General features: G+C 65.1%; 6 protein-coding genes and 1 pseudogene. 5 read left to right on the top strand and 2 right to left on the bottom strand.

Translation table 11 applies throughout. From position 1 onward, the window contains the following. The 5 genes and pseudogenes from VFA16_RS21275 to VFA16_RS21255 all read left to right on the top strand — a co-directional run. A partial coding sequence (locus tag VFA16_RS21275) for an FAD-binding protein (RefSeq protein WP_324969734.1) occupies positions 1–1,211 on the top strand: 1,211 nt, incomplete at its 5' end. Continuing rightward, positions 1,211–2,002, top strand: a complete 792-nt coding sequence (locus VFA16_RS21270; RefSeq protein WP_324969733.1) for a succinate dehydrogenase iron-sulfur subunit — start codon at positions 1,211–1,213, stop codon at positions 2,000–2,002. The genes VFA16_RS21275 and VFA16_RS21270, both read left to right, overlap by 1 nt. Positions 2,003–2,116: 114 nt before the next feature. After that, entirely contained in the window at positions 2,117–2,734 is a 618-nt protein-coding gene (locus VFA16_RS21265) for a helix-turn-helix domain-containing protein (protein WP_324969732.1), read from the top strand. Next, positions 2,731–3,381, top strand: coding sequence for an enoyl-CoA hydratase-related protein (locus VFA16_RS21260; protein ID WP_324969731.1), 651 nt, complete (start codon positions 2,731–2,733; stop codon positions 3,379–3,381). The genes VFA16_RS21265 and VFA16_RS21260 overlap by 4 nt, the downstream gene beginning before the upstream one ends. 7 nt (positions 3,382–3,388) lie before the next feature. Then, positions 3,389–4,012, top strand: a pseudogene (locus VFA16_RS21255) (carboxymuconolactone decarboxylase family protein); the annotation flags it as partial. Positions 4,013–4,087: 75 nt separating this feature from the next. On the opposite strand, the gene VFA16_RS21250 reads toward VFA16_RS21255, so the two are convergent. Both VFA16_RS21250 and VFA16_RS21245 read right to left on the bottom strand, forming a co-directional pair. Beyond that, positions 4,088–4,534, bottom strand: a complete 447-nt coding sequence (locus VFA16_RS21250; RefSeq protein WP_414687780.1) for a PPOX class F420-dependent oxidoreductase — start codon at positions 4,532–4,534, stop codon at positions 4,088–4,090. Positions 4,535–4,596: 62 nt separating this feature from the next. After that, positions 4,597–5,100 (bottom strand): nuclear transport factor 2 family protein (locus VFA16_RS21245; protein ID WP_324969729.1); only part of this gene is annotated, 504 nt, incomplete at its 5' end.

The following is a 5,100-nucleotide window of genomic DNA, read 5'->3' as shown; positions in this document are numbered from 1 at the left end:
TCGCCTACGAGCTGGCCACCGGCGACATCCACGTCTTTCACGCCAAGGCCGTCGTGATCGCAACCGGCGGGTCGGGCCGGATCTACAAGACCACCTCGAATGCGCATACCTTGACCGGCGACGGCATCGGCATCGTGTTCCGCAAGGGACTTCCCTTGGAAGACATGGAGTTTCACCAGTTCCACCCGACCGGCCTGGCCGGGTTGGGCATCCTGATCTCCGAAGCGGTGCGCGGCGAGGGCGGCCGGCTGCTCAACGGCGAGGGCGAGCGCTTCATGGAGCGCTACGCGCCGACGATCGTCGACTTGGCGCCGCGCGACATCGTTGCCCGCTCGATGGTGCGCGAGGTGCTCGAGGGCCGCGGGGCCGGCCCGCACAAGGACTACGTCTACATCGACGTGCGCCACCTCGGCGCCGACGTGCTGGCGGCCAAACTGCCCGACATCACTGAATTCGCGCGCACCTATCTTGGGGTGGACCCGGTCAACGAACTCGTGCCGGTCTACCCGACGTGCCACTACCTGATGGGCGGTATCCCGACGACGGTCACCGGGCAGGTGCTGCTGGACAACACCACAACGGTGCCGGGCCTGTACGCGGCCGGTGAATGCGCATGCGTGTCGGTGCACGGCGCCAACCGGCTGGGCACAAATTCGCTGTTGGATATCAACGTCTTTGGCCGCCGCGCCGGGATCGCCGCGGCAAATTACGCACGGGGTCACGACTTCGTCGAGCTGCCGCCGGAGCCGGAGGCGATGGTAGTCGGCTGGGTCGCCGACATCCTCTCCGAGCACGGCAACGAACGCGTCGCTGACATCCGCGGTGCGTTGCAGCAGACGATGGACAATAACGCCGCGGTGTTCCGCACCGAAGAGACGCTCAAACAGGCGCTCACCGACATCCATGCTTTGAAGGAACGCTATTCCCGAATAGCGGTTCACGACAAAGGGAAACGCTTCAACAGTGACCTCCTGGAAGCCATCGAGCTCGGATTCCTGCTCGAGCTGGCCGAGGTCACCGTGGTCGGCGCCCTGAACCGCAAGGAATCTCGTGGCGGGCATGCCCGCGAGGACTATCCGAACCGCGACGACACCAACTACATGCGCCACACCATGGCCTACAAGCAGGGCAGCGATCTGCTGTCCGATATCCGGTTGGATTTCAAGCCCGTGGTGCAGACCCGCTACGAACCCAAAGAACGGAAATACTGATGGCTTCGATCGAGACCGAGCAATCAGGCGACCCGCCACTGCCGCCGGTCCCCGAGGGCGCGGTAATGGTCACCGTCAAGATCGCCCGCTTCAACCCCGAAAACCCCGAGCAGTACGCCGATTCCGGCGGCTGGCAGAGCTTCCGGGTGCCATGCCTGCCCAGCGACCGGTTGCTCAACTTGCTGATCTACATCAAGAGCTACCTCGACGGCACGCTGACATTTCGGCGCTCCTGCGCGCACGGCGTCTGCGGTTCCGACGCAATGCGCATCAACGGGGTCAACCGGCTGGCCTGCAAGGTCCTGATGCGCGACCTGCTACCGGAAAAATCGGGCAAGCAGCTGACCATTTCCGTCGAACCCATCCGCGGGCTGCCGGTGGAAAAGGATCTGGTGGTCGACATGGAGCCGTTCTTCGAGGCCTACCGCGCGGTCAAGCCGTATCTCGTCACCAGCGGTAACCCGCCGACGCGGGAACGCATCCAAAGCCAGGCCGACCGCGCCCGCTACGACGACACCACCAAATGCATTCTGTGTGCAGCCTGCACGACCAGCTGCCCGGTGTTCTGGCACGAGGGCAGCTACCTTGGGCCGGCGGCGATCGTCAACGCGCACCGGTTCATTTTCGACAGTCGCGACGAGGCCGCCGCCGAGCGCCTCGACATCCTCAACGACGCGGAGGGGGTGTGGCGCTGCCGCACCACGTTCAACTGCACCGAGGCCTGCCCACGCGGCATCGAAGTGACCAAGGCGATCCAGGAGGTCAAGCGCGCCCTGATGTTCGCGCGCTGATAGAAGCAGCGCCGAGTGTGCGGTTTCGTACGCGACACGCCGGACGGGGCGTATAAATCCGCACAATCGGCGATCCGACTATAACAGAGCGGGTGCTCTGTTATAGTCGCCGACATGCCGCGTCCCCGAGTCCACGATGTCGACCGGATGCTCGACGCCGCCGAATCACTGGCGGCCGGGGCGGGCCCGTCCGCTGTGACGATTCGGTCGGTTGCCGCTGCGGCGGGGGTGTCCAACGGCGCGCTTTATCACACCTTCGCCTCCCGAGCCGACCTGTTGGCCCGCACGTGGCTGCGTGCGGCGCGCCGGTTCCTCGCCACGCAACAGGCGCTCGTCGACGAGTCGCTGAGCCCGCGTGACGCTGTGGTCGCCGCAGCGGAGGCGCCGGCGGTTTTCGCCGAGCAATATCCACAGTCGTCGGCGGTGCTGCTGGCAGTTCGGCGCGAGGAGCTGATCGACGACGGTGTTCGCCGGGACGTCGCGAGCGAAGTGGCTGCGACTCAGGGCGAACTTGTCGAGCTGATGGTCGGGCTGGCGAGCGCCATGTGGGACCGCAAAGACGCTGCAGCGGTGGACGTGATTACCACCTGCATCGTCGATCTTCCCACCAGCGTTCTCTTGCAGCGCAACAGGATTCGCAATCCGACTGCCGTCGGGCACCTGCGGGCAGCCGTGCGGGCGGTGCTCGACATCGGACCCCCTCCCCTCAAGCAGAAACGGAGACCACGATGAAGCTCAACCACGACGGCAAGATCGCCGTGCTGGACTTCGGTGACGACGAAAACCGGTTCTCGCCAGACTTTCTCGACGAGTTCGACACCCACCTCGACGACGTAGTCGGCGGCGGCGCTCAAGGACTCGTCACGACAGCCGGCGGCAAGTTCTACACCAACGGGCTCGACCTGGACTGGTTGATGGCGCACGGCGATCAGACCCAGTGGTATGTCAACCGCGTTCAGGGACTGCTCGCCCGAGTATTGACGCTGCCGGTGCCGACTGCAGCGGCCCTGCCGGGGCACGCATTCGGCGCAGGCGCCATGCTGGCACTTGCACACGACTTCCGGGTCATGCGCGCCGACCGTGGCTTCTTTTGCTTCCCTGAAGTTGACATTCGCATCCCGTTCACGCCCGGCATGGCGGCGCTGATCCAGGCCCGACTCACGCCGCAGGCCGCGGTGGCCTCGATGACGACGGGGCGCCGGTTCGGCGGCACAGTTGCCGAGGCGATCGGCATCATCGACGCCACCGCGCCCGAGGAAGCCGTCACAGCCGCAGCCGTGGAGATGCTCAAGCCACTCGAAGGCAAGGACCAAGGCACCCTTGGGGCGATCAAGAACACGATGTTCGGGCCTGTCGTCGCGGCGCTCACCCCAGGCTGACCTGCGCTCGTCACACTTTCGCGGGCTGCCTCGTCTGAGGGGTATGACACAGAAAACCCGTATCGAGCCATTGCCACCCACGAAGGCCCCGCTGTGGGTCCGCGCCGCCTACCGCTACGCCAAGCGCCGGTTCGGCGAGGTGCCTGAGCCGTTCACCGTCGTCGCACACCATCCCGGGCTGCTGTTCGCCAATGCGGTCCATGAGACGGCGCTGGAGCGCGCATCGCACAAACTGCCGGCCAGTGTGCGTGAGCTGGCGGTGTTTTGGACCGCCCGCACCATCGGCTGCTCGTGGTGCGTGGACTTCGGGTCGATGCTGCAGCGCCTCGACGGCCTCGATGTCGAACGGCTGAAGGACATCGACAACTACGCCACCTCTCCGCATTTCACCGACGACGAGCGGGCCGCGATCGCCTACGCCGCCGCGATGACCACCGACCCGCATTCAGTCACCGACGAACAGGTCGCCGATCTAAGGGCCCGTTTCGGCGACGCGGGCGTGATCGAGCTGACGTATCAGATCGGCGTGGAAAACATGCGGGCGCGCACGTATTCGGCGCTGGGCATCACCGAGCAGGGCTTCAGTTCTGGGGATGCGTGCCGGGTTCCGTGGGCTAGCGACTCGGCATGACCACGAAGCTGTAGTTACCGTGAGCCAGTGCGCGAGTAACCCGTCACGGTAGCGACAGGCTGGAGCACGCCGTGGTCATTTTTCGGGTGCGGGCGCAATCTCGATGTAGGCGATTGGCATACCAAACGCTTCAGCGCTCTTGTCCAGACTGCGTTCCAACACCTTCATCGGCAAGCTCCAGTTCGCGGCAATCGCCTCGTTCGCGTGCGCACGTTCTGACTCCGGCAGGATCCGCGCCACCCCGGCTACCGGTTGTCCTCTCGGTTTCCCCCGTAATCCGCTGGGCACCACCACGACACGGGGGTTGTTACGGATCCTTCTGACTTTTCCGGTGGACGCGTCTGTCCGAACATAGAGCTTCCCGTCGGCGACTCCATAGTTGACGGGGCTCGGCATCGCCTCGCCGGAGCGCTTGAACGTCACCAGTACGATCTGGCGCGTCTTTCCAAAACCGGTGAAGTCCTTGCCCGCCGCCGTCGCGGAGTCGACGTCGAAGGCGCCGCGATGGCGCATCTTGTCCATACCCCTAAACAGCAAGTTGCTGATCCTCTTGGAAACGCTACCGGGCACGTCCGGTCTCCAATCTAATCGGCACAGTCGGTTTCATTCTCGACGCCAGCCCGCCGAATCCCATGATCAGAGGCCAGCGGAGAGCCGGTGAACTTCTCAGGGTTCGCGATATCCCATAGTGCGCAGACCTTTCCGTCGCGCACGGTGATCGCGAGGATACGCGGCAGCATCTCCCGGTAACCGTCGCCGCCCGGACTGCCCGCGGTGAACACGCCCAGCTCGCCGTTGACGAGGGCCGGCTGATTCGCCGTGAAGAACGCGGGCCCGTAGCGTTGCGCCAGGCCGAAGGCGAACCGGGCCACCTTGTCGGCGCCGTGAATGACCTGAACCGCTGTCGGCGCCTTGCCATTCGAATCGCCGGTGAACGTAACGTCCGGGTGCAGCAGCGACACCACCGCTTCCAAATCACCCGCGGCCATGGCGGTCATTAGCCGGCCGACCACCTCATCGTGGGTCGGATCGCGTTGCGGTGGCGGCTCGTTGGCGACCGCCCGCCTGGCCCGCGACGCCAGCTGACG

The sequence above is a fragment of the Mycobacterium sp. genome, from assembly GCF_035653355.1.
GTDB lineage: Bacteria > Actinomycetota > Actinomycetes > Mycobacteriales > Mycobacteriaceae > Mycobacterium.
The sequence above is the reverse complement of the archived record's forward strand: the minus strand, read 5'-3'. Positions and strand labels throughout refer to the sequence as shown.

Coding starts and splice junctions, on each gene's coding strand:
- VFA16_RS21260 (WP_324969731.1), top strand. CDS start 2,731: ATGAAGCTCAACCACGACGGCAAGATCGCCGTGCTGGACTTCGGTGAC.
- VFA16_RS21270 (WP_324969733.1), top strand. CDS start 1,211: ATGGCTTCGATCGAGACCGAGCAATCAGGCGACCCGCCACTGCCGCCG.
- VFA16_RS21265 (WP_324969732.1), top strand. CDS start 2,117: ATGCCGCGTCCCCGAGTCCACGATGTCGACCGGATGCTCGACGCCGCC.
- VFA16_RS21250 (WP_414687780.1), bottom strand. CDS start 4,534: ATGGACAAGATGCGCCATCGCGGCGCCTTCGACGTCGACTCCGCGACG.